This is a genomic window from Pedobacter gandavensis, from assembly GCF_032678465.1.
Classification (GTDB): Bacteria; Bacteroidota; Bacteroidia; order Sphingobacteriales; family Sphingobacteriaceae; genus Pedobacter; species Pedobacter gandavensis_B.
The window spans coordinates 46814-68352 of sequence record NZ_JAVTSK010000009.1; the positions used below are offsets into that span (position 1 = coordinate 46814).

At 40.5% G+C, this 21539-nt stretch carries 22 protein-coding genes and 1 tRNA gene; 10 read left to right on the top strand and 13 right to left on the bottom strand.

Going from position 1 to position 21539, the window contains the following annotated elements; all coding sequences use genetic code 11:
- Positions 1-6 precede the first annotated feature (6 nt).
- Genes eboC through R2Q94_RS16395 form a run of 5 tightly spaced genes read right to left on the bottom strand, consistent with a single transcriptional unit; the run spans position 7 to position 5578 of the window.
- Complete coding sequence (eboC, locus tag R2Q94_RS16375) at positions 7-945, bottom strand: UbiA-like protein EboC (protein ID WP_316822545.1); 939 nt, start codon at positions 943-945, stop codon at positions 7-9.
- Positions 935-1840 carry a TatD family hydrolase gene (locus R2Q94_RS16380; protein WP_316822546.1) on the bottom strand — a complete coding sequence of 302 codons (906 nt, stop codon included), beginning with the start codon at positions 1838-1840 and terminating at the stop codon, positions 935-937. Before R2Q94_RS16380 ends, eboC begins: the two co-directional genes overlap by 11 nt.
- A gap of 16 nt (positions 1841-1856) precedes the next feature.
- Positions 1857-2573, bottom strand: coding sequence for an EboA domain-containing protein (locus R2Q94_RS16385; RefSeq protein ID WP_316822547.1), 717 nt, complete (start codon positions 2571-2573; stop codon positions 1857-1859).
- Between the two features lie 13 nt (positions 2574-2586).
- Positions 2587-3708 carry a ferritin-like protein gene (locus R2Q94_RS16390; protein WP_316822548.1) on the bottom strand — a complete coding sequence of 374 codons (1122 nt, stop codon included), beginning with the start codon at positions 3706-3708 and terminating at the stop codon, positions 2587-2589.
- A gap of 34 nt (positions 3709-3742) precedes the next feature.
- Positions 3743-5578: a hypothetical protein gene (locus R2Q94_RS16395; protein ID WP_316822549.1), complete on the bottom strand. Its 1836-nt coding sequence runs from the start codon at positions 5576-5578 to the stop codon at positions 3743-3745.
- 331 nt (positions 5579-5909) lie between these two features.
- On the opposite strand from R2Q94_RS16395, the gene R2Q94_RS16400 reads away from it, so the two are divergent.
- Positions 5910-6752, top strand: a complete 843-nt coding sequence (locus tag R2Q94_RS16400; RefSeq protein ID WP_316822550.1) for a VOC family protein — start codon at positions 5910-5912, stop codon at positions 6750-6752.
- 123 nt (positions 6753-6875) lie between these two features.
- Here R2Q94_RS16400 and R2Q94_RS16405 read toward each other — a convergent pair whose 3' ends face one another.
- Together R2Q94_RS16405 and R2Q94_RS16410 are read right to left on the bottom strand one after the other, a co-directional pair.
- A complete protein-coding gene (locus tag R2Q94_RS16405) occupies positions 6876-7721 on the bottom strand; it encodes an OmpA family protein (protein ID WP_410478570.1) in 846 nt (281 codons plus the stop codon).
- A gap of 178 nt (positions 7722-7899) precedes the next feature.
- Positions 7900-10932: a glycoside hydrolase family 2 TIM barrel-domain containing protein gene (locus R2Q94_RS16410; RefSeq protein ID WP_316822551.1), complete on the bottom strand. Its 3033-nt coding sequence runs from the start codon at positions 10930-10932 to the stop codon at positions 7900-7902.
- Between the two features lie 236 nt (positions 10933-11168).
- Here R2Q94_RS16410 and R2Q94_RS16415 point away from each other — a divergent pair, with 236 nt between their 5' ends.
- The 4 genes from R2Q94_RS16415 (at position 11169) to R2Q94_RS16430 (ending at position 13467) form a co-directional block, all read left to right on the top strand.
- Complete coding sequence (locus R2Q94_RS16415) at positions 11169-11522, top strand: DUF1622 domain-containing protein (RefSeq protein WP_316822552.1); 354 nt, start codon at positions 11169-11171, stop codon at positions 11520-11522.
- A gap of 123 nt (positions 11523-11645) precedes the next feature.
- Positions 11646-11825, top strand: a complete 180-nt coding sequence (locus R2Q94_RS16420; RefSeq protein WP_316822553.1) for a hypothetical protein — start codon at positions 11646-11648, stop codon at positions 11823-11825.
- A gap of 375 nt (positions 11826-12200) precedes the next feature.
- Entirely contained in the window at positions 12201-13034 is an 834-nt protein-coding gene (locus tag R2Q94_RS16425; protein WP_316822554.1) for a DUF6266 family protein, read from the top strand.
- Positions 13035-13221: 187 nt separating this feature from the next.
- Positions 13222-13467, top strand: coding sequence for a hypothetical protein (locus R2Q94_RS16430; protein ID WP_316822555.1), 246 nt, complete (start codon positions 13222-13224; stop codon positions 13465-13467).
- Positions 13468-13540: 73 nt separating this feature from the next.
- Here the strand turns inward: R2Q94_RS16430 and R2Q94_RS16435 are convergent, their stop codons facing one another.
- Together R2Q94_RS16435 and R2Q94_RS16440 are read right to left on the bottom strand one after the other, a co-directional pair.
- Positions 13541-13915: a DoxX family protein gene (locus tag R2Q94_RS16435; protein ID WP_316822556.1), complete on the bottom strand. Its 375-nt coding sequence runs from the start codon at positions 13913-13915 to the stop codon at positions 13541-13543.
- Between the two features lie 28 nt (positions 13916-13943).
- On the bottom strand, positions 13944-14447 hold the full coding sequence (locus R2Q94_RS16440) for a VOC family protein (RefSeq protein ID WP_316822557.1): 504 nt from the start codon (positions 14445-14447) through the stop codon (positions 13944-13946).
- Between the two features lie 349 nt (positions 14448-14796).
- Between R2Q94_RS16440 and R2Q94_RS16445 the strand changes: the two genes are divergently transcribed.
- Positions 14797-14883, top strand: a tRNA-Ser gene (locus tag R2Q94_RS16445).
- Between the two features lie 251 nt (positions 14884-15134).
- Complete coding sequence (locus R2Q94_RS16450; protein ID WP_316822558.1) at positions 15135-16358, top strand: site-specific integrase; 1224 nt, start codon at positions 15135-15137, stop codon at positions 16356-16358.
- A gap of 242 nt (positions 16359-16600) precedes the next feature.
- On the opposite strand, the gene R2Q94_RS16455 is transcribed toward R2Q94_RS16450, so the two are convergent.
- Both R2Q94_RS16455 and R2Q94_RS16460 read right to left on the bottom strand, forming a co-directional pair.
- Positions 16601-16945 (bottom strand): hypothetical protein, encoded by a 345-nt coding sequence (locus R2Q94_RS16455; protein WP_316822559.1) that lies wholly within the window; start codon positions 16943-16945, stop codon positions 16601-16603.
- Between the two features lie 17 nt (positions 16946-16962).
- Positions 16963-17328 (bottom strand): hypothetical protein, encoded by a 366-nt coding sequence (locus R2Q94_RS16460; protein WP_316822560.1) that lies wholly within the window; start codon positions 17326-17328, stop codon positions 16963-16965.
- Positions 17329-17727: 399 nt separating this feature from the next.
- Between R2Q94_RS16460 and R2Q94_RS16465 the strand changes: the two genes are divergently transcribed.
- From R2Q94_RS16465 to R2Q94_RS16475, 3 genes are all read left to right on the top strand, one after another.
- The gene (locus R2Q94_RS16465; protein ID WP_316822561.1) at positions 17728-19041 is read left to right on the top strand and encodes a hypothetical protein; all 1314 of its coding nucleotides are present in this window, start codon (positions 17728-17730) and stop codon (positions 19039-19041) included.
- Positions 19042-19060: 19 nt separating this feature from the next.
- A complete protein-coding gene (locus R2Q94_RS16470) occupies positions 19061-19339 on the top strand; it encodes a hypothetical protein (RefSeq protein ID WP_316822562.1) in 279 nt (92 codons plus the stop codon).
- Positions 19340-19448: 109 nt separating this feature from the next.
- Complete coding sequence (locus R2Q94_RS16475) at positions 19449-19721, top strand: hypothetical protein (RefSeq protein ID WP_316822563.1); 273 nt, start codon at positions 19449-19451, stop codon at positions 19719-19721.
- A 135-nt stretch (positions 19722-19856) separates the two neighbouring features.
- Here R2Q94_RS16475 and R2Q94_RS16480 read toward each other — a convergent pair whose 3' ends face one another.
- A complete protein-coding gene (locus R2Q94_RS16480) occupies positions 19857-20846 on the bottom strand; it encodes a DUF5712 family protein (protein ID WP_316822564.1) in 990 nt (329 codons plus the stop codon).
- 2 nt (positions 20847-20848) lie between these two features.
- Entirely contained in the window at positions 20849-21421 is a 573-nt protein-coding gene (locus R2Q94_RS16485) for a BfmA/BtgA family mobilization protein (RefSeq protein ID WP_316822565.1), read from the bottom strand.
- Between the last annotated feature and the right edge of the window lie 118 nt (positions 21422-21539).

A 21539-nucleotide genomic window follows, 5' to 3' on the forward strand; every position in this document is an offset into this window, starting at 1 on the left:
AAATACTCAGGTGACTGCAAAGCGCTTGGCCAGCAACACTGAGATGGGTAATAAAAACAATACAGGAAGGGCATAAAACCAGGTGGCAAATCCGGCGATGTAACAGGCATTTAATAGAATCAAAGAAAGAACCCCGGTTTTCACGGCTCTTTTGATCCAGGTTGGCCGATTGGATTGGTAAGCTTTGAACTTGGCCAAAAAATTTAAACCATACCAGAGGACCAGAAAAGGTGCCGCCAGCCATAAATTCAATCCGCTAAACTGGCTGATGGCGAAAAACATGGCCACTACCAGGATGTCCAGAAACATCGCCAGTAAAATCGCAGATTTATTATTCCCTGATACTTCCTTTTGGGCAGTCAGCGTAATGGCCGCAATAAAAACAATCGGCACCATGACAATATAACCGTTCTGAAAGAGGTGATCAGGAAGGATACTCATACCCAGGATCAGATTTCCTCCTCTGCAAATGCCCATGTTCAAGGGGCCGAAAAAAGAATGGTGTTTGCCTAGCTTATTGTACAACAAAGCCAGCAAGGCGATGGCAACAGCAATGGTTCCACTCAGTGGCGAAACCATGGTAGCCGCAGCAATCCCCAGCATAAAAAGTAAGAGTCCCAACTGAACGGCTTCATTATAGGCTACTTTCCCACTGGGAAGTACCCTTTCTGGCCGGTTTTTCATGTCTTCTTCTAAATCAAAAATGTCATTAAAGACAATACCGCCACCATAAAGCCCAATGGTAGACAGGAGCAATAAAAGCATATTGCTGAAAGCAGACAAAGACCAGTCGGCAGTACTAAAAAAACCGGATATGGCAATGCCACCCAGAATATCAGATAAAGCGGTCATCAAATTAGCTGGCCTCATTAGGGTCAGGTAATAGTGTACTTTGTTACTCCATCCGGAAGATCCTCCTCTGCTGGTCATAGGCTTAGTTTTCAATAATATTTGAATAGGAAATCACCTTGGCTTCCTGTCCCCTTAAAATCCCACTTCCATCAAAAAGTGCAGATTGCTCGATCGTCATTTCCTGTTGCCAATCAGCCTCTTTCATTTGTCCGCTTTGAGCATATGCGGTTAATGCGTTCTGGTAACAAGTCAGCCGTACATCTTCTTTTGAAAGCCCACGCTCCAACATCAGTGCCGCCGTTTTTGGAACAGACAATGGGTCACTTACCCCCCAATCCGCAGAGCTGTCTACAATAATCCTTTCGGATCCATATTTTTTGACTACCTCTACCATTCGTTCATTTCCCATTTTTGTATTCGGGTAAATGGTAAATGCGGTCCAGTATCCTCTATCCAGTACATGTTTTACGGTTTCTTCATTGTTGTGGTCAATCACCACCATATGCGGCGGAACCCCATGCTCTTCCAGCACGTCCATGCTCCTAATGGTGCCATTGATTTTATCCCGGTGTGGTGTATGCACCATGACCGGCAGCTGAAATTCTTTAGCAATTTCTATTTGCTGTCTGAAGTATTTATCTTCCGCAGCCGTCTGATCGTCGTAACCAATCTCACCAATGGCCACCACCCCTTCTTTACCGGCAAACAAAGGCAAAATCTCCATCACCTGTTCGGCCAGTGCTTCATTATTTGCTTCTTTGGAGTTCAAGCCCATCGTACAATAATGTTTGATTCCAAATTGTGAAGCACGAAAACGCTCCCAACCAATCAATGAACTGAAATAATCCTGAAATGAGCCAACGGAACTCCGGGGCTGACCTAACCAGAAAGCGGGTTCAATGACAGCAACAATACCAGCAGCACGCATGGCCTGATAGTCGTCCGTTGTTCTGGAGACCATATGAATATGTGGATCTATAAAATACATAAGCTTAGTTTTTAATTTAAAATTCTTTTAAGGTCTGTGCCATTTCCTCCGTCATAAAGGGATGGAGCAACCTCCATACTTCCGGGCTCACTGTTCTTCCTGCCGACTTCCGTTCCTGAATATATCCATGAAGGATTTTCGCCAGTTTTTCATTTGCCCGCCGATCGATACCGTAGATACTGAACAAAGGCCTGCCAGTAAAAACAGCCTTCATGACCATTTGATTCCAGGCATCTTCCGATAAATAGCGTGCTGGAAATGGGTTATTTGCCACAATTGCGTCCAGTACATCCGTCATGTTTGTTCTCACTCCTTCCACCAATCTGTCTGTAAAATCCGCAGCATTGTCCAGAAAATACAAAGCCTTGTAAAGGATGCGCAGTTCATTGATATCGGCCGCTTCAAATAATTTTTTCAGGACTTTTTCATTTTCTGCAGGGTCTAGAGATACCATCAGCATGATCCTACAAAGTTCTTGCAGATTCCAGTCTGAGGAGGAAAATCCGGGATAACTGAGCTCTAAAAGCTCCAGTGTATGGTCCGAAAATTCTACCTTTCCTGCCTTGATAAATCTGGGTATTAAACTGAATAGAGGGATGAACTGCCTGAGCAGTTCATCCTTTTCCAGCGATTTAATCTTTAAATTGAACCAGGTCAACTCCAGCTCCGACAATTGATCGGAAAGTAGCTCCTGAAGCAATTCCTGTGTATTAATTTCTGGTAACTGTTCCATAATTTGAAGCAGATTAGGCGGGTACTCTGCGATCGCCAGCCAATTGCTGTCTTTCTATCGCACTAAGGTTATCGTTGGTTACATATTCATAACTTGGACCAGCCATAAATCCTGGGTTAGAAGGATCTGCTGAAGCCAATAACTTCCCTGCATACAACCTCAAGGAGTACATTAAACCCATAGCTTCGTTGATTTTTTCCGGTTCCCCATTAAAGGTATCGTGCAGGCTGTTCAATAAATTCGTATAGGTAAAATTGAAGAATTTACTGTTTTTATAGGCTACAGAATCAATCGGATAATCCGCCATTTTAGGATTGTCTGTCATATTTGGGATCTTAGACAAATCACATGGAATCTCCGGACCCGAATATGAATAACCGCAGGCCTGGCTAGGATCCTTTTCTAATGTCTTCCCGTAGAAAATCTCTTCAAAACGGTAATAATGCGCGGGTTCAGTAGGAACATCGCCCCCATCATCATTTGCAGCGATGAATGGATCCACAGAGGTACCTTCTCCCTGATCTACGATCAGGTCAATTCCATTGAAAGCAGACTCTTTATCCAGAATTGGAAACAATTCGGAAATTGGGAACCAGGTTTCGTTGGTCATCTGTTTTGCAGGGTCCCCAGTGAAAATGGTTTTGCCCAATAGGTTTGCTTCTGCTTCCAGTAGCGTGATCAGATTCTTTACGTTTTGATAAAACTTACCGATCGTAAGGGGACCATCTGTTTCATTGGCAAATGCAACAGGGATATCGATAGGATTTTCTGGTTCCTCAATCACCATAAATACATTTTTGATGAGGTCTTTAGAAAATTTAGAAATGGGTACTACCAAACCACTTTCCACAGTCCCAGGTAGCGGTCCCGGATAAGTTGGAATAAATCCAGGCTGGTTTAATACCGGTGTTCCACCAATTGCATTCAGGACATTACAGGCAATAGATAAATGCAGCATTTCTTCTTTAACGACAGAGCCGATCAGGCTGGAGATTTCATCATTCCCGGTATTCACCAGGGTAAACACAGCAGTTAAATATGGCGGTATGGTAGAATGCTCCAGCATAATGGCCGTTTGCAATGCAGACTTAAGGTCTGCAAGCGTTTCGAGTTTTACATTTTTAAGAAAAAGCATGTTATTTCGGGTTTAGGCGTTGTTTTGATTGAATTTAAGCGTTGTTTTGATTTGAATTTTCAGCAAGCTCAGCTTCTTGCAAGGCGGTAGCTGCGATTACATTTTCCAGGTATTTCAGGATCATCTGCTGTTTATCTCTGGACAAATCCCTGGTAACCGGCATGTGGTTTGGATCTTCTATTGGCAAACCGAACACAAAGTTTAAAATCTTCGCATTGCTGTCTACCACCGTCTGATCGGCGAGGTTGAAAATCCCCTTTGACATAAGTGGATACAGGTTGGCATATTGTTGCATCACCGGCTGCACATCTTCCCATTGCGGATTTTGAATCACGTCCTGGCTCAGGCTATTGAATACCAATACGCTGATAAAATTATTAGGATCAACACTGCTGAGCTGTGCTGGCAATACCGTAGGATTGCCATTCGGATCTGTAGGTAGAATAAAACTAAAATCTGTATTTGCTTCCCCATCCAGGTAATACCATAGCGCGTATACCTGTCCGTCGATATAATCCCTTGGGTTCTTCGGATCTGAAGCCGACAAAGACATGGTGACCTTTCCTGTAGCATCAGTGACCATTTGGTTGTCAAAAGTCAGCGCTGTAGTTGGTGTCGCCGTTACCGGAATCCCAGATCCCTGGCCCATGATATTGATGAGACTAGGCTGTATGTCGCAATACATTGTCTTTCCAACTAATGGCTTTCCTAAAATAGTAGCATAAAAATCTACATCCTGAGTTTCTCCATCGTTCATTCTAAATACAAACTGATCTGCTCTCAGGTAATTCGGTTTTTCATCTAGCAAAGAAGTGGTGTTTCCAAGGTTGTCTTGTATAACGATGCTCAATGGGAATTGAAGGGCGCCTGCCAGCTGTCCATCTGTTAGACTAATGCTGACCAATCCACCATTATTTTCGTACCATCCTGCTGCCTGGTAAGCAATATCACCCAGGATAAAGAAATCATTTTGTGCATTTCTGTAGGCCAGTTTCAGCTCACGGGTATCTGCCATCAATCCATCTGCGGTTTTAGTTTTCAGGCAATTTCCAAGATCCAATACAATTTGTTTGGTATCTTCTCTAACCAAGGCTGTAGCTACATAAAGAGGCAGGTCTGATGGAGTAACCGGTGTTGGCACATAGCTTCCACCCATGCAAGTCATAGGCGGAACAAACTGCCTGCCCAGGGTAAAATGGTCTGGTTCAGTTACGTTTGAGGGGCCAATACTACCTACTACCCTGCCAATGGTAAAATGCGCATCGGTGACTGTTTGATTGAACACATCTACATTGAATTTCATAGACAATTGGTCTGGACTTTCTGCCTGCAATTCCTGAAGGTAACGGGATGCTGTTCCATCGATAGACCATTCCAAGTTGTTGAGCACAGACTGATAAGTTGCTGCCGCACCTGGCGATCTGGTCAGGTCTACTGATCGGTTCCACCAGATGTCATTGAAACCAACAGGTTTGAAGTCGCCTTTTACAAAAACGTTTCCTTCCTGTCCTAATCTGACTACCATGCCCCAGATCTGTGAAACAGATTGCTGCTGCGGATCCAGGTCTACGATTTTTCCTGCTACACGGGTGTTCGCATCCAATACACTCATCCCGATAATAGGATCTACTGCCGGATCATTGGTACTGCTACCATCTTTGTAGGTAACGCTGTTGATCACACAATCCAGCAAGCGCCAGTTTCCTGTGCCGTCTGGATTCCACCAGCCGTTTTTTGTCCCTTCGCCATAATCCTGATAATTTGGTTGGAATTTAGCGTTGTCATAGTGTTCGACGTCATTGTTGACTGTGGAAGGATCAGCCTGAAACTTCCCTGAGAAACTGAGTCGCGGTGAATTTAAATAAGCCATTATAATGAGAGTTTAAGTTGTTTTCAGCTTAAAAAACATCCTAAATGAGAGCGTTTACACTTGAAACACAAAAATCGACTTCTTTTAAAAAGAGAGCTCAAAATCAGTCAACATGAATTCGAAATGTTAAGAGAGCGCTTAAATACGATATTCCTTTTACTCAAATTTGGAGAATTATTTTGCAATTTATACCGTTAGAAATACCTGTATTCCTAAATGGGTTAAAATACCTGTATCGTCGCAAGTCCCCCTCTAAATGTCTGCTATACCCAGCCCTAATCAAAGGAATGTTGCGTAACTTAGTATGGACAAAACCCTAAAGCTTAAGATTATGAAAAACTTCATTTATCCCTGTCTTACCATCAGGGGGAAAATTACAGAAGCGGCCGAATTTTATACGCATACTTTTGGAGAAGGTAAAATTGGTGTATCCAATCCCTATATCGTAGAGATCGAAATGAGCGGACAAAAGTTTATGCTGCTCACTGATGGCCCTGTTAACGACCCAAACCCTGCCATTTCCTTTATGGTGATGTGCGAAACTGCGGAAGAAACAGAGGATATATGGCATAAATTACAGGAGGGAGGAAAAGTAATGATGGCCCTGGATGCTTACCCATGGAGTCCTAAATATGGCTGGATTGAAGATAAATATGGCGTTTCCTGGCAATTGTATACCGGAACAAAAGAAGATTCGGCGCAGAAGTTCTGTCCGACTTTAATGTTTACCGGCGATAAGGCTGGTCAGGCCGAAACGGCATTAAGATTTTATACTTCGGTATTCCCAAATTCTGAAGTTCAGGGCGTGTTAAAATACGCTGAAGGCGAGGGCGACCGTACCGATTTTGTGAAACATGCGCAGTTTAAACTGAACGGTACGGTGATGATGGCTATGGACAGTTCTGCTGAACACGGCTTTGGTTTCAATGATGGAATTTCTTTAATGGTATCCTGCGAGACACAAGAAGAAATCGACAGTTACTGGACACAACTGATTGCAAATGGTGGTTTTGAAGTGGCTTGTGGCTGGTTGACCGATCAATACGGAATCAGCTGGCAAATCATTCCTAAATCCATCGGCAAACTCATGAGTGATCCGGAGCGCGGCCCACATCGCATGCAGGTAATGATGGGCATGAAAAAACTGATCATCAAGGAGCTCGAAGATGCCTGATCTTCAACCCTAAAAGAAAATGCCCTGAACATCATGTAGATGAACAGGGCATTTTACTTTTCATTCAACTCCATAGCAACTTTCCATGCATGCTTATGCTGGTCTTATCGCTGCCGTCTGATCTTATTCTTTAGCTTGTTCCGGGGCTTTTCCTATCAGTTCCATGAACTGATCCAGTTTAGGCGTAATGATAATTTCAGTACGTCTGTTTTTCGCTCTTCCTTCTGGGGTATCATTGCTGGCAATCGGGTTATACTCCCCTCTTCCTGCAGCAGTCAACCTTTTAGGAATCACTCCATAGTTGTTTTGTAAAGCCATCACTACAGAGGCTGCTCTCAAATTACTTAAATCCCAGTTGTTGCGGATATTGACCTGAGAAATAGGCACATTGTCTGTATTTCCTTCAATCAATACATCATAACTCTGATAATCTTTGATGATTTTAGCAATTTTACTTAATGTTGCACCTGCCTGATCAGAAATTTCATAGCTTCCTGATTTGTACAGCATCTGATCTGAAAGGGAAATATAAACCACGCCCTTTAATACCTTAATGTCTACATCACTCATTTCTTCTCTGCTCAATGAGCGGGTCAGATTGGTTGTCAATACCAAATTTAAAGAGTCGCTGGTATTTTTCGTATTCACGAGATGCTGGATGTATTTATTGGCTACATTGATTTCATCCACCAGTTTGGAGATATTGGTATTCCCCTGACTACTGGAATTCAGACATTTATTCAAGGCAATCTGCAAAGCTTTTACATTTTCACGCTGAGCTGCAATTTGCTCTTCCAGACTTTTCACACGGGTATTAGAGCTGGCCAGCTCCTGACTTACGCCCTGATTTTTCTGCTGTAACTGATTATAACTGGATTGCAGGTCTGCGAACTTTTTATTGCTCACACAACCCTGACCTAATAAAGCCACAGCAATCAACAAAGAAGGTATAATTGGTAATTTCATCATCATATATTTCTTTTAAAATACAAATAAAAGCGCTAAGTTGGGAATCAACAACTACTGTACCACAAATCGTTTTTTATGTCGGACAGGAACTTATAATCCACACCCTGGTAAAAGTATTTTTTAAATCCTTATTTCTGTTCTACAAAAACTACTTCAGAAATCATGACATTTTTGATGATTACGGGATCAATTCAAATTGCACAGATCCTTTCCGCGTATGGCTGTTGCCATCTAACCTGCCATCACTAAAAGGCGTATTGTAAAAAGGCTCTGATCCGGCATTGCTGTAATCGGCTATCAGCAACTGAATACGACCATCTTGTAACCAGGCCCTGGAAGCTTGATCAGCATTGGCATTGATCTTTAATCCCCTTCCACTATCATCCTTTAAAAGCACAGTCAACACATGTTTTTTGGTAGAACGAAAGTCGTTGGACCCCATTTCATTCGCATCATCTTTCCATGCGCCCTGCGGTACTTTTCCAAACTCCTCGACGCCTGGGAACCATTTTGCATTTAACCTTGCAGACCCTTCGTTTCTGCTGATGTCATTTTCATCATATATACTAAATTCACCTTTTCTTTTCCATTGTAGGGTTTCATAAGCCAGTGGCAATTGAAACAGCATGCCGTACTGGTAGGGCGCTGTCTGAGTTGATTTGTCCATTTGGATCTCATAATCTACCTGTACTTTTCCATCTTTTCTGAACAGGTAACGGATTTTACCCATGGCTTTGGTATAGGTAGTATTCATGCTAAACACCAGACCACTGTCGATCTTTTTCATCTGAAAATCTTTGGCAAACAAAGTATACAATGGGTAATTTTTGATCGGATAAATATTGTTTTGGTAGGTTTCTCCAGCTACGTTGGGTTTGCCTCCATCTTCGGAATTCATGGACACCTCACAAAACACCGGTCCTTGTTGAAGAACTTCTTTTCCATTACTGCTTAAGGAAGTCAACACTCCGGTAATTTTATTCAAAAGATAAGTCGATTCTCCATGCTGAATCAGGTATGCCGCTTCGTTTTCTTCGAGCTTCAGCTCTGGGAGTGCCTTAAAATCAACAAAATCTTTAACACTTGCCTGTATTTTCATTTCTGCCTGACCTTCCAAACCTGGCTTAGGTTTAACCTCAACCCCATTATTCAGGATGATCCTTTCTTCGTTCAACACAAATCCTCTGGGATCTTTAAATGCAAGGTATACTTCCTTCGTATTTGACTGAACAGGAATTCTGATTTCTCCCTCAGTACGGGCCGGGAGATCAGCACTTATTTTTTGCTCCCTCCCGTCTACCTTACAAATTATTGCTACCTGTTTTAAATGGTTAAAATCATATCGATTTTCGATGCTAAGGATCAGATTTCCCTTCCGGACTTTTGGCTGCACCACATTTTTAACTACGATTGGTGCATAGGCTTTTTTCATGCCCCAGTATTCTGGTTTCGGCCTTCTCCAGCCATCTATAGGTCCCCAAGGTCCATAGCCCACAATTCTGCCATCAGGAAGATGAAAGGTATCATCAATTCCACTCCAGATCGCTCCGCCAAGATTACCTTTATGCTGGTACATAACCTCATACATTTTAACCAATGGCAGGGAATAAGCACTGCGTAGGCCTGGATCCATGAGTAATTCCCTTCTATTGTAAGTACTTAAATGCGCATATTCCCCGAACATAGTTGGACGACTCATCGTGTCTGTGGCAGCCGCGCCGTTTATACCAGGATAGTGATAATTGGCGATATCCGCTTTGCTACCCAGGTTATTAAAACCACCCCAGCACTGGTCATGAAAAACAGTTGGTCTACTGGGATCCATCGCTTTCACTGCATCCTGAACTTTTTGCCAAAGCGGACTCCAGTTCGATTCATTTCCCAAAGACCAGATAATTACCGAAGGATGGTTCATTGATGCCTGCATTTTTTCCAGGTTGGCATTCATCATCACCGGAAGGTATTTTTCATCTTTATAATCCCAGCTTTTCCAGATCGGCGAAGCATGGTGATTGATCCAGGTTAATGAAGACTCATTTTCTACAAAAAGACCCAGCTCGTCGCAAGCATCCAGAAACTCTTCTGAAGCTGGGTAATGAGAAGTTCTGATAAAATTGCAGTTGGCCTCCATGAACAGTTTAGCATCTTCATATTCCAATGCCTGATCAAGACTTCTGCCGGTAAGCGGATGTACAGAATGTCGGTTTACTCCCCTCAGTTTTATGGGTTTTCCATTGACTAAAAGTTGGTTTCCTGAGATTTTCACTTCTCTAAAACCAATTTTTTGCTGGCTAGTTTGAATCGTCTTATCCGACTGTAGTAATTCTATTTGCAACTGATACAGGTAAGGCTGATCAGAGTTCCAATGGTGCGGTTTTAACACTTTAATTTCCTGTTTAGACAATAAGGCTTGTCCGATTGCCGGAGCATTCAGTTTAGCCGACTGCTGAAGCACAACTTTACCTTGTTGGTCGCATAAAGTAAATCGTAAAGAAAGGCTTTGGGCATTGCGATCCGTAAATGCTTCATTTAAGATGCTGGTATTGATTTTAAGGATTGCGTTTTTATATTGATCATCAAAATCAGTTTCGATTTTTAGGTCACTTATGTTGATTGGAGGCAATGCAAATAACGTTACTTTTCGCAGAATCCCTGCCACTGTGTGCGCAGCATATTGCGAAGTACAGGCCAGGATATCACTAATGGTCAATGCAGAAACTTCAACTTCCAAAGTATTTTCTTCAGCTTTCAATTGATCTGTAATATCCGCTTCAAACGGTACAAAACTCCCTTCATGTTCAGTCACTTTCTGTTGATTGACCCGAACTATCGCATGGGAGCTGACGCCATCAAAGCGCAATTTGACACGCTTATTCTTCCAATCTGCCGGGATACTTAATTTCCTGATGTACACAGCACTTTCGCCTGCTTTGAGTTCAAAACCCTGCATGGTTAATTCTCCGGGTACAAGAATATTACCGGTTTTATTGTTATGCTTAAATTCCCAGTTTCCGTTTAATGATATAAGGGGAACTGCAGGTTCAATAGTCTTTTTAAGGGCAGCTGGATTGGCATGCTGCCTAAAATCCTTGCTAAGATTCCCTGGTAATGGCGACAATCTTGATTGTGCCTGAACCTGCTTCGTATGGCTCCATAGGAGGCACACAAGCAACAGCAATGGTTTGCATGGGTTAAAATTCAAAGTAGTCATTTGTTGTGGTTTAATGCAAGGTAGATAAAGTTTTCTGCTTAAAGATTTCTGTGGCAATGGCAAAGGAAATCTACAGAACGGAGTTTAAAAATTTCATTAAAAATATGGTCGGGAATAAGGGGCATTTATGCTCAAAAAAGAAATGGAAAAGCTTCCGGAATTTGATAAATATTCGTAACTTCCTGTAATTAATTGGGGGAACATATCATTACGCTTTTAAACACAGTTGAGTCTATATGGATTATGTACTGAGATACACCTCGCATATCATCAGTTATATCAGTATCGGCATTATCTGCTACGGTGCAGCTATAGGTCTTTATCATTTTATAAAAAACGAATACAATCGTTTTGGTAAAGGTTTTTCCTTACAAAGGACCGTTCAGATTAAAATTGAAGTAGGTTATTATTTATTATTGGGTTTGGAGTTTTTAATTGCTTCAGATATCATTGACACCATTCTAAATCCATCCTTTCAGGATTTAGGGATATTAGCCGGTACCGTAGTCATCAGAACAGGTCTTTCTTATTTTTTAAACAAAGAAATTGAGGATCTGAAAACAGACAAAAAGGTGGATACACAGACCTAAATAAATAAAATTAAACGCGAAAAGACAATAGCACTCCTTTTTGGTTTAAGTAGAAAAATTTAACCTGGTTTTAATGTTTGGATTTGATTTTTCTGTTATATTTAAGTATTAATTGCAATCGTCATGGATCAAACAGACAAAAAAGATCTTACACAAAGCAGTGCAGAGATCACTAAAAATCTTGCTGCTCATACCGCTGAGCTCAAAAAAAAATCGGAGGTTGTGAAACACCGCCTCGAAGAATTGAGGGCTGAAACGGATAAATTTTTGCACCCGGAAAAATCAACTCACAAGAGCAAGTAATTCTGGCTTCTTCGCCAAAACAGTAATTTCGTATGTCTGTACGATGCGGCTGCGCATGATGATGCACTATGCCTCCCTCTAAACCATCTTGTTCCTTCCTCCTCAACTTCTTTGAATTCCCTATACCTGAGCTTCGGAGTACCTATCTATTGCGTCTATAATTATGTGGGTATTGCTCAATATTCTATAGGAGGTTGATAGGGCCTAGAAAAGCTTATACCCTTATAAACCTTTTAAATAACCTTTCTAATATTCCTATTTTATCTTAAAAAACAGAATAGTCATCTCATTGTTTAATAGGTGTTTATACGTATCTTCATCTTATGAATACCGAACAATAGTGAACTGAATACCAAACCATTTAACGCTCAACATATGGCAATAGCTGCAAACGGCCCACAAGGCCACCTTAAGGGAAAAGTAGGCAATCTTGTCTTCTATATGCTCAACGGACAACCCGTAGTCCGATTAATCGGTAGAAAAGGGAAACCTACCATACCTCAACTGGCCAATTACCAGAAAATGTCTGTTACCATGGATTTACTCCGTTATATGGGCAGTTATATTAAATTAGGCTACGGTTTAAAGGCCAAAGGAACGGTGTACAATGCACATAATCTGGCAACCTCCTACCACAAAAAGCACGCTTTAAAGGGTGAATACCCTAATATTAGCGTAGATTACACGAAATTAAAATTGAGTGAGGGCAGTATGCCTGAAACCCGTGATTTAAAAATTGTCAAAGTAGCAGGCGGACTGGAGATCAGCTGGAATCCTGAATTCGACAATAACATAAAACACAACGACAGTGCCATGGTGATGATTTGCATGCCTCAAACTGGTAAAAGCAAGGAATTCCTGAACATTGCCAGAAGATCCGAAGGAAAATGTTTCGTTCATCTGTACGAAGGAGAGCTGGAACAACAGTTAGAACCTTATATCTCTTTCATCTCTGCGGATGGGGAAAGCGTATCTGACAGTGTTTATTTGGGCAATTTGAATGGTGTAGGAAAAACTGAAGCCGAAAAAGGCCAGGAGAAAAAGTATTTGCAGCTAAAAGAACGCTTTGATCAGGTGGAAGGCAGTTATTTAAAGGTGATGAAAGATAACTACCATATCAAGCCAAAAGACAAGGCTTTTAAAGTATTGGAAAAGGAATACCAGGTGCTCAAAAACAAGCTGGAACACTTGCCTGGAAAACCTGGTTAAACCCATGAGCTGATTTCTTCGGAAAATCACTCCTATTTCTCGTTTATTTTGAGAATTTCAAGCCAATTACTTCAAGGGAAATCTTGCTGATGGGAATTTTATGCCTCAATTTTCAGGGCTAAGAAAATATCTAGGCTAACCCAATTTAGTTTCATAGCTTTGGACAAGAAAATATCAAGAAATTATCATGGCAGTATTACATAGAAAAGAAGAGAAAATTGAAGCGGTTTTAAGTAAGCTTCCAAAAGAATATACTGATAAAGAATTTGTAGATACATTTATCCAGCTTTATTCAAAAGACTGGGGAAAAATTAAAGCGAATTACATCAAGCATTCGCAAGATAAAGAACCTGGAACGGTGATCGTGATGCCTAAACCTGAGCTTTATCTGAAAAGTATCCTAACTACTTATCTGGAGAACAACAAAAAATAACATAATTGTTTTTCTGAGCGATACGCTTCAAAAAACTGCTAATAAAGCCCAATTTACATTGGGCTTTATTGTTTTATGCCATTTCCGCGCCATAGGTCTTGTGGTAATACACATAAGAGACCGCGAGTACCGCGAATACAATCCAGGGAAAAAATGCATTCATTCCAATCCCTTCTACTGCATAGTGGCTAATAGATGCAAAAATAAAATCAAAGCCGAAGCCAGCATAAGCCCATTCTTTTAAACGTTTAGGTGCTCTTGGGATCACCAGAATAATCGAACCCAATACTTTAAATACGACTAGTGCAACACCAAAGTAAGCTGGGTATCCCAGATGTCGGATCCCCTCTTTAGCCATTTCTGTTTGTGAAGTCAATGCCGGCATCACGCCTTCAAATAAGAAGATCAGAATGGTGGCAATCCAAAAGATAATTTTGTTTTTTTTCATTAGTTTATAGTTGAGTTTATGGTTTATTTTAGGATTGGGCAAAAGCTTTTTCTAAAAGACTGATGTCGATCTTTTTCATTTGCATCACCGCGGCCATTACATTGCCCGTTTTCTTCGTATTTTCATCTTTGAGTAGTTCTGACATTAGTGTTGGAACGATTTGCCAGGAAAGTCCGTATTTATCCTTTAACCAACCGCAGACTTGTGAAGCCGGGTCTCCACCAGGGATTAAGCTATTCCAATAATAGTCGATCTCCCCCTGGTCGGCACAATTGACAACGAGGGATATCGATTCATTGAACTTGAACATTGGTCCGCCGTTTAAAGCTAAAAACTCCCTGCCATCCAGTTCAAAGACAATGGTCATTACTGTGCCTTCCGGCATTTGGTGGATTTCAAAGCCTTCTTTTGTATAATGGGTCATTCCTTTGATGCTGGAGTTTTTAAAGATACCTGTGTAAAATTTGACGGCTTCTTCGGCATTCTTGTCGAACCATAGGTTAGTGGTTATTCGTTGATTGATATTTTTCATGGCTGTAGGGTTATATAAATTTACTAATTCAAATTTAGAAGGGAAAGGGCAGATTAAAGTAGTGCAGAAACGACATAATGAGGGGGCGAATAAGACATGGTGATTTTTGATTTTTTTAAAGATGTTGAGAAAAAAACGACAGGGTTTGTCATTAGTAAGCAGAAAACCTGTCCTTTCCAGAGCATAACTTAGCGGAAATCACTTTCGGTAGCAGGTGATTTTTATGGTTGCTATTATTGGTTTTGGGACAAAACACTGGTTTAAAGCATGTTTTAAGGGGTTTCAAAAAAAATATAGAAATATTTTAATCAAAATTTGGAAAACCAATTAAGATTTGTACTTTTGCGCCGGAGAGTTGGCAGAGTGGTCGATTGCGGCAGTCTTGAAAACTGTTGACTTGTCAAAGGGTCCGCGGGTTCGAATCCCCCACTCTCCGCAACTAGGTGACTAGATTTCGAAAAAACCTGCAAATCATACGATTTGCAGGTTTTTTCATTTAAGACCAAAGCCAAATGAAGCATCAATTCACATATAGTTGGTGAGTCATTCGGTGAGTAGTTGAAGGTAATTTAAGGTACTCACCGAATAGGATCTAGTTTATTAATAATGAACTAGTTACCTAAGCAAACATCTTGACTGACAGTAGTAGCAAAGCTAAATTTGTTTAACTTTTTAATGTGCAACATTATGAAAACTAATTTCAGCCTACTCTTCTACATGAAGAAACAGAAAAACTATCAAATTGGCGCGATTTCCCCTATCTATCTAAGAATCACTATTGACGGCACAAGATCTGAGGTAACTACTGGTAGATCCATTGATCCAATACAATGGAATCCAAGGTTAGGAAGAGCCAAAGGCTACAAAGAATCAGTTAAGTCATTCAACTTCTATCTGGATGATTTGCAGGTAAAAATTCACGAAGCACATTCCCAGCTCACCAAAGAAAACCAGAAGATCACTGCTCAGATTCTACGTGACAGATTTCTTGGGAAAGCTAAAGACCGCCCTACATTGTTAGAAGTATTCAAAGAACACAACAGAAAGATGGAATCCTTAGTAGGCTCGGAATTTAGCAAGGGAACGATGGAAAGATACCGCACCTCTTTAAAGCACACTGTTGAGTTCCTGAACTGGAAGTATAAAATTGATGATGCTGATCTTGCTATGGTGAATCATGAATTTATAGCCGAGTATGATTATTATCTGCGCTCAGTCCGTAAATGCGCTAATAACTCTGCGGTTAAGTATTTGAAGAACTTAGGGAAAATTATCCGTATCGCGCTATCTAATGGGCATCTTACCGCTAATCCCCTATTAAATTACAAACACACCATTAAGAAATTGGATCGCGTGCATTTAACCGAAGAAGAGTTACTGACCATTACCAATAAGAAAATGGCTACAGAGCGACTAGAGCAGGTTAAAGATGTATTTCTATTCTGTTGCTATACCGGACTCTCCTACATTGATGTGAAGCAGTTAAAGAACAGTAATATTGTAATTGGAATAGATGGTGAGAATTGGATCTCCATAAAAAGGCAAAAAACGAATGTCCCTTCTCACATTCCTTTATTACCGATGGCCGGAGATATACTAGGCCGGTATGCTAAAAATAAAGTGTGTTTGAATATGGGAATGATACTTCCAATATTAAGCAATCAAAAAACGAACAGCTACCTAAAAGAAATTGCTGATTTCTGTGGAATCAATAAACCGATTACTTTTCACATTGCGAGGCATACATTTGCTACTACAGTAACCTTGCTAAATGGGGTTCCTATTGAAAGCGTTTCTAAAATGCTGGGGCATACTAGTATTCAAACCACACAGCATTATGCAAAAATGCATGATATAAAAGTGGGAAAAGATATGGCAATACTAAAGAAAGTTTATGCTGATTTAATTTAGCAACCACACAATATAAAAGCGCTGTAAGCGTCTTTACATATGAGAGCGTTAATTTAGATAAAGCGGGAATGATCGGAGGATCATTTCCGCTTTTCTTATTTTCTGAATTATTATATCCTCTACTGAGCCCCAGTAAAGCTTAATTACTATTGTCACCTTTTAGCATGGATAAATCCAACCCGGCTGATTCCACATAAACTTCATCAAATTCGACCAAGTCTGTTTCATCTGCTATTTTCCTTTTAACTTAAAACACTTGAATTTAAAACTTTTTCTAGATCACCTATCTTAAGCAGGTCGCTTATAGTCTCAAAAATGCACTCCCTTGTCAACTCTCTAACAAATAAATCCGGAGGAATAACATAACGGCCATTTAAATTACTTTTTTCATTTATGACTTGGGCTATTGAAGTCTCAAAAAACTTAAAAGTCCAAACATTTATTCCGTAATGTCTGCCGTCGGCAGTGTCAACATGAATATTTGCAAAATCATTTTCTTTGTCCCATGAACCTGGGTCAACTTCTTCAAATTCCAACCACAATTTAAATTCGGTTACCCGTAAACAGTTTTCTTCTTTTTCTTCCATTTTACCAGCAACTAGCTTTATTTTTTAAGACGTGTCTCTAATTCCTGAATGTACTTGCGTTGCGTTATCAGCAACTCCTCCTTACTGTCAATTACTTGTTTTTGCAATTCAATCTTATCACTAAGGTTGCGTAAAGCGGATTTGTGCTCATTCTTTTCTACTAGAATCAGCGATTTAATCGGTTCAATTTTATAGTAATATTCCAAAAGGTTCTCTTTTAGAAGTTCAGATAACTTAACTAGCCTTGAAGCATAAATATCATCCTGCATTAAAACTTTTTCAAAGGCTGACTCAGATAGACCAATTGAAGCCCCCGCTTCTTTATTTGAAATGTTCTTACTCCTTAACTTTAACCTAAGGTATTCGCCGATTGAATTATTCATTTACAAATTTTCTTAAACGATATGGATAATCAACCATCAAAAACCTCCATATTAAAACGGGTAAACCATAAATATTTGGAGGTTGTAAATATAATTCATACATTTAACCAAACAACTATCTACATGAATAACAAATAGATAAGAGAAACAAATATTTTGTATTATAAAGAGTCTTGCGGCAAGCATTCTGAGGCCGTTAACGCAAGACAGCAGAAAACCCATTATCTATGTGTAGATATGCTATATTTGTGTATCCAGATAGATTTGGGATCTGCTGTAATTCCGTGTTAACATAAGGCCTCAGAAACTTTAATTGCCACGGTTGGCAGATCCCAAATGTATCAATCTCCAGCACCCAAGACTCATTTTAAAAGTTAAATCAATTAAAATGAGATCAATATGGAAATGCAACAATTAATGCCTCAGGGCATCGACTTTTTTCATCTTCCGCTGGAAAAAGGGACTGTAATACTCAGTCTGGAAACTTTAAACAGGCACTCTGCATTCAGGAGAACCAGAAAGCCATTTCTGTACATCAAACAAAGGAAAATCTCCTTTCAGAGCGAGATCCTCACTATTGGGATTACGCTTGGAGAGGAGAAAGAAGAAATGGTGTACCTACAGGTCAAACCAACGGAACTACTGGTCGGCTGTAATGTAGACACCAACGAAAGCTATCTCAGCCGTTATGCTTATTACGCCTTACAGGATTTAATAAACCATAGCGGAGTATGTGATTTTAAAGAGTTTTACTGGCCGGATTTCTTTCATCCCAAAACTGGTAAAAGCAAATACCTTAACATCATCAACGACAGGTGGGGAATGAACGTTGCGCTGAAAGCGCAATATTCTTATTTCTATAAACCAGAGTCTAAACTTTACTATCCATTTAAGGATACAATATGCCCTGCCCGTTCAAAACGACTTCCCATTACTCAAACCAATATTTCTGCCAGCAATTGCGTGATTGGGTATTGCTTTGCGAATACCACTTTTGCCTCTTACCGTTCTAATCATTACCCTTTTCTAATCTCTTACCTTGGAAAACTTGGCAAGAATCAAGATGCTATAAAAAGCTACCAGTATTTCATAACCGATGCCGAAGTTTTTGCGGAACCGGAATACAGTCCTGTCCAACTCCAACTTCATCCGCTAATGGCAAAAATGATGGCGGTTGCTCCGACGCAAAACACCCAATTCCGCCATACTAAGGCAGAAAAACAGGAAATCCATAATCATAATATGGAGCGAAGGGATCGGCTCTTCTACTTATGGCAAGAGGCATATCCTATGCTGGAATCACAAGCCTACACCCATTATTTTATGACCTATGGCATAAAAAATCTGGAAGCAAAACCATTAAAGAAATACTTAATCCCCTGCGTATTTGCTCGGGAAATCCCTAAGCTTTGCTTTCAATGGCTGGATAAGGGAAATCACTATGAATTAAAGATGAGGTTCCGCATTGAAAATAAAACCTTCGTACCGGAGGCTAAAAATCCTGTCTTTTTTCTTCGTAATGCAAAAGAGCCAATGAAACTTTATCTGCTGGGTACTCTAGCGGATTACCAGCTCAGCGCATTTTTTGAGGCACGCCATTTCAGCATTTGCGTACTTAAAAGGCATTACAATCCACAGTTTCAGGATTTCATCACTAAACTGGAAAGCTTATATGAATTTAAGAGAGCGACCACAAAAGAACAGTCCAATTAAAACCCATAAAACAATCACCATGCAAGAAATCCTAAGAAAGCTGGATTACCAGCCTGCACGTTTGTCCGATGATGAACTGCAAAATCCTGAAAATTTACTCACTGAATTCTTCGACAACACCCCTATTCACGAATGCAGAGATCTAGTCTGGGAACTATATAAAGGATGGACATACCATACCGCAGAATACGACAGCAATCAGACTATTGATATGCTCTTGTTTTACACCCAGCTGATTGGTTTTTTAAACGTATCCTTTATTCAGATAGAAAAACAACGTCTTGAAAGCACCAATTAAGCCCAAAGGATAGACCATTTTTAGTCCCTGCATTTTTATAGCTTGATCTGCTAAAAATGGTCTGCTTCCAATATCCAATGATTATTAACCCATTTAAAAATCAACGATCATGAACAAGCCAATCACCAAATACAGAATCAATGAGTATTTACACACGTTAAACATATTGCAATACCGTAAAGCCATGCTCCTGCTCCCAGAATTGCTGGGAATTTCCATGAACACCTTTCACAATTACCGAAAGATTCTAATAGAGGAAAGCAAGGATATTCCATACGAAAAAGTAGTCCTTATGGAACAACTCTTTGAATTTGAACAAGGCACGCTGGCTTATCAGAATCCAACTTCTGGAAGTTTAAAAGCAATGCACCTTGATCAGTAGGCTTCCTCCTTGTTTAATCCCACAGTCTTTTTCCATAAATACCCCGCAAAATTGTGCAAAGGCCAAAGCGGACAGGGTGTTTTGCAGGCCACTCCTTGAGCGGCAGAACCTACTCCTGCAAAGACACCCTGCCTGTTAACGACTTATTTGTAATTCCTGCTCCTGCTGTTGCCCTTTCTTTTTCCTCTTTTTCTGTTCTGGCGTTAATCCATCAGGACTGCCCCCCCCTGCGACTCCATGGGAAACAGGTTCCAGCAGGATTTTCATAAAATCTCCTGCCGTTTTTCCTACACTTTCCAGCATAGTGGTGGTGCTTAAAAACGCGCCTTCGTCTACCCCTTTGATCAGCTGCCTCGCCAATTCGTGAGAATCACCGTTGACTGCCGATCCCTGCACCAAAGTACTTAACTGCATTCGTTGTGCGAAAGTGCCGTTCTTTTGAATTTTGGCGTAGGCAAATGTATCACCCAGCTTCCGGTCAAAATCAAAGAACTGATCAAAACAGGTTTCAACGGACTGTTTAAAGTTCATCCGGTCAAACTGCCCCAGCTTTTTGGAGTGTTCAATGTTCTTTCCTCTGGAATTATTCATCGGACTCAGCTTAATTTTATTGCTGGCGTCTTTCCTGCTAACAATAACCTGAACGTGCATTTGATCTCCTGCTTTTAGTTCTCCCCGCTTTTTGGTTCCCTCCTTTACTTCTTTGTCCTTGTAACTGTAATACCTGTGATTTTCCAGTTTGGCAAACCAGACCAGATCTTTACTGCTGTTAATGCTTGCACGGTTGAAATTCCTTGCATATTCATCCATCACCTTTTCTGCATATGCTTTGAGCTGAATTTTTGCACCCTCTGCCCCATATTGCGATTTTAAATGAGCAATCTCCTTCTGGTTTGGACTGATATTGATTAAAAAAAACTTGGCGTCGGTTTTACTGAGCTTGGCAATATTCTGATCAATAGTCCTGCGAGCTTCATAAGCCTGAATATCGGAATGCTTTTGGTTAAACCAATGTTCAGGATTTTCCAGCTCTAATACCCTGTTTTCTTTTTCAAGGTAATGAACAAGTATACCACTACTGCCTTTGTTATTAGCTGTACTGCTGTCTGAGATATTTAGGTACATAACTACAATCCCCTAACTTGTGCCATCACCTTTGTGATCAGCGCCTCTTTTTCCTTGCCGGAGAACATGAGCCCCAAAGCCTCTCTAGCCTTAACATAGTTTTCTAAAATAAGGACAAACTCCTGTTTCAACCTTTCCTTGGTGTATAGTTTTCCTTCTACCTTAGCTATCAGCAAATCAGTTTGGCTAAACTTCGCTATTTGCATTTGTTGCTGACTGAGTATCTCATTTTGATTCCGGAACAACTGTTCGTTTGATTTCAGTACCTGGGTATTAAAAAGATTCAGCAGGTTCCTTTGACGCTCAGCAATCCGGTTTATCTCCACCCTTATGGGATCAAAATACTCTGACTCCTGCACTTTGATAAAGCCAATGTATTGCTGGTGCTGTTTGAGCAGGGTATTCTTTAATAACTCATCATTAAAATCAGCAGGATCTTTCTTATTCCGGTAAAAGTATTCTACCATCTGAATGAACAGAAGTCTTTTAGCTCTCCCTAATTTCAGGGCAATCTTGTCAAATTTCAGGTCTACCGCTAGTGAGTATTTCACCGTTCTGAATTGTTCTTCTTGCATCTTGTTTTGATTTAAAAGCGTGCACTGTTATGTTCATTTAACATCCGCACCCTAGTGAACATTCCTTTTTCTGCCCCCTTGCTATCTGCCGGAGGCCAAAGAATCCTCGGGGGATTCT

Bases quoted from the DNA above. Each gene is read 5' to 3' on its own strand.
- R2Q94_RS16380 (WP_316822546.1), bottom strand. From the start codon at position 1,840: ATGTATTTTATAGATCCACATATTCATATGGTCTCCAGAACAACGGAC.
- R2Q94_RS16385 (WP_316822547.1), bottom strand. From the start codon at position 2,573: ATGGAACAGTTACCAGAAATTAATACACAGGAATTGCTTCAGGAGCTA.
- R2Q94_RS16390 (WP_316822548.1), bottom strand. From the start codon at position 3,708: ATGCTTTTTCTTAAAAATGTAAAACTCGAAACGCTTGCAGACCTTAAG.
- R2Q94_RS16395 (WP_316822549.1), bottom strand. From the start codon at position 5,578: ATGGCTTATTTAAATTCACCGCGACTCAGTTTCTCAGGGAAGTTTCAG.
- R2Q94_RS16400 (WP_316822550.1), top strand. From the start codon at position 5,910: ATGAAAAACTTCATTTATCCCTGTCTTACCATCAGGGGGAAAATTACA.
- R2Q94_RS16405 (WP_410478570.1), bottom strand. From the start codon at position 7,721: ATGATGAAATTACCAATTATACCTTCTTTGTTGATTGCTGTGGCTTTA.
- R2Q94_RS16410 (WP_316822551.1), bottom strand. From the start codon at position 10,932: ATGACTACTTTGAATTTTAACCCATGCAAACCATTGCTGTTGCTTGTG.
- R2Q94_RS16415 (WP_316822552.1), top strand. From the start codon at position 11,169: ATGGATTATGTACTGAGATACACCTCGCATATCATCAGTTATATCAGT.
- R2Q94_RS16420 (WP_316822553.1), top strand. From the start codon at position 11,646: ATGGATCAAACAGACAAAAAAGATCTTACACAAAGCAGTGCAGAGATC.
- R2Q94_RS16425 (WP_316822554.1), top strand. From the start codon at position 12,201: ATGGCAATAGCTGCAAACGGCCCACAAGGCCACCTTAAGGGAAAAGTA.
- R2Q94_RS16430 (WP_316822555.1), top strand. From the start codon at position 13,222: ATGGCAGTATTACATAGAAAAGAAGAGAAAATTGAAGCGGTTTTAAGT.
- R2Q94_RS16435 (WP_316822556.1), bottom strand. From the start codon at position 13,915: ATGAAAAAAAACAAAATTATCTTTTGGATTGCCACCATTCTGATCTTC.
- R2Q94_RS16440 (WP_316822557.1), bottom strand. From the start codon at position 14,447: ATGAAAAATATCAATCAACGAATAACCACTAACCTATGGTTCGACAAG.
- R2Q94_RS16450 (WP_316822558.1), top strand. From the start codon at position 15,135: ATGAAAACTAATTTCAGCCTACTCTTCTACATGAAGAAACAGAAAAAC.
- R2Q94_RS16455 (WP_316822559.1), bottom strand. From the start codon at position 16,945: ATGGAAGAAAAAGAAGAAAACTGTTTACGGGTAACCGAATTTAAATTG.
- R2Q94_RS16460 (WP_316822560.1), bottom strand. From the start codon at position 17,328: ATGAATAATTCAATCGGCGAATACCTTAGGTTAAAGTTAAGGAGTAAG.
- R2Q94_RS16465 (WP_316822561.1), top strand. From the start codon at position 17,728: ATGGAAATGCAACAATTAATGCCTCAGGGCATCGACTTTTTTCATCTT.
- R2Q94_RS16470 (WP_316822562.1), top strand. From the start codon at position 19,061: ATGCAAGAAATCCTAAGAAAGCTGGATTACCAGCCTGCACGTTTGTCC.
- R2Q94_RS16475 (WP_316822563.1), top strand. From the start codon at position 19,449: ATGAACAAGCCAATCACCAAATACAGAATCAATGAGTATTTACACACG.
- R2Q94_RS16480 (WP_316822564.1), bottom strand. From the start codon at position 20,846: ATGTACCTAAATATCTCAGACAGCAGTACAGCTAATAACAAAGGCAGT.
- R2Q94_RS16485 (WP_316822565.1), bottom strand. From the start codon at position 21,421: ATGCAAGAAGAACAATTCAGAACGGTGAAATACTCACTAGCGGTAGAC.